Source organism: Synechococcus sp. R8-2, assembly GCF_047461715.1.
Classification (GTDB): Bacteria; Cyanobacteriota; Cyanobacteriia; order Thermostichales; family Thermostichaceae; genus Thermostichus.
Map to the genome: position 1 here is coordinate 1 of NZ_JANSHQ010000544.1, position 1,524 is coordinate 1,524.

The 1,524-nt window shown below is 54.9% G+C and carries 2 protein-coding genes; both read left to right on the plus strand.

Annotated elements, in window-relative coordinates; translation table 11 throughout:
* Positions 1-212: 212 nt before the first annotated feature.
* Positions 213-770: an FHA domain-containing protein gene (locus tag NW819_RS12190; RefSeq protein WP_414413901.1), complete on the plus strand. Its 558-nt coding sequence runs from the start codon at positions 213-215 to the stop codon at positions 768-770.
* A 175-nt stretch (positions 771-945) separates the two neighbouring features.
* A partial coding sequence (locus NW819_RS12195) for an FHA domain-containing protein (protein WP_414413902.1) occupies positions 946-1,524 on the plus strand: 579 nt, incomplete at its 3' end.

The following is a 1,524-nucleotide window of genomic DNA, read 5'->3' on the forward strand; positions in this document are numbered from 1 at the left end:
AGCGGCGCGGAGCGTTTGGGCACGGTCTCCAGCAGGAATGTAACTCGGAGATCCCAACTCAGGTGATCCGGATCAGCGCAAGCCTTTGGTCAGGGGAGTAGGTTATAGTTATCCAAAAAGATAACAATTTTGACGAAAAAGACATCTTCTGCTTTCCCCAAGCTGACCTTTCGATATGCTGAAGCCGATCTAGGGAATGGAGGCGCTGAACTGTGGAGAATGGGATCGTGTGTCAACTCACTTTAGAATGGACCGAGGCCGACCGGCGCCGATCGCAAACGGTTTCGCCTGTTCCCTCCAAGCTGGTTACCATTGGACGGGATCCCAGCTGTGATGTGGTGCTCAATGACCCAACTCGCTCGGTCTCAGGAGTTCACGCCGGGCTTTATTTTGATCCCAAAACCTTAAACTTTCACATTCGCAACTTAACTCGGGATCGTTTGCCTCCTAAGCAGCCCAACCCTGTCTGGGTGAATGGCCGAAAAATGATTCAGGAGGAGCCTGCGCTTGAGGCCAATAGCCAAATTCAGTTGGGGCACATTGTGCTGAGGGTGAAGTCTATAGAAGTGGCCAGGAAGGATCAGGGGGATCTCCTCAGCCGCGGCACTTTGGACACCCTCAAGGTTAAGTGCAGCCGCCTGGAAAACCCTCACTACCTGCCCCCAGAATATCAGGGTCAGAATTGTCCCTACTGTGGACATTTGGTCTTGAGCGCTACCTTGGTGATCCCTCCTCCAGAAGCTGGCAAAGCCCCACAACCTCCTCTCTAGAGGACCAACCCTTTCTATTCTTCTTAATTCTTCTTACAGATCCCAGTGGCTGATCCAAGTCCGTGGGGGATAGAAAAAAGGGATCCTGGGCAAACCAAAAGTGACCTGTGAGGTCGCGCTGTTCTGTGTTTTCTCAATGGCCTCTTCATGATCTTTGTAAAGGTAAGCAGAAGCTATGCAAATTCAACTGAGCTGGGAAGATCCCATCACCGAAGAACAGCAGGAGCTGATTTTTCCATTGCCTCTTGCCTTGGGCAGGGAGCTGGCCCAATTGCCACAGGAATGGCAAGGTCGAGAAGTGGCGCGGGCTGTGTTTGCCAGCCAGGAGATCTCCCGTTATCACGCCCTCGTCTATCTCGGTGAGGATGGCCAGGTCATCTATGAAGATCGCAGTGCCAACGGCAGCCGCATCAATGGGGAAAAAATCCGTCAGGCACGCCGGGTGCTCCAGGGGGGAGAAGTGGTGGAGCTTGGCCCCTACAGCATCACCGTGGGTTTGGTGTCCCCCAGGGATCCCAATGCCACCCTTCTGACCGCCACCCCTACTCTTTTGCTGGAGCCGCGCACCGAACTGATTCGCCCGGCCACCCAACCCGACACCGCATTTGAGGTTCCCCCGGCTTCCACGGTGGTTTTTGCCCCAGAGCAGCTTCCTGAAGTGCGGGCTGGCTCGGATTTTCCCCCGCCGGATTTGTTTCGAGCCGAGCAAATTGCCCTGAGCGCCCTCAAAGCCACCGGACTGCCTGTGGAGGAG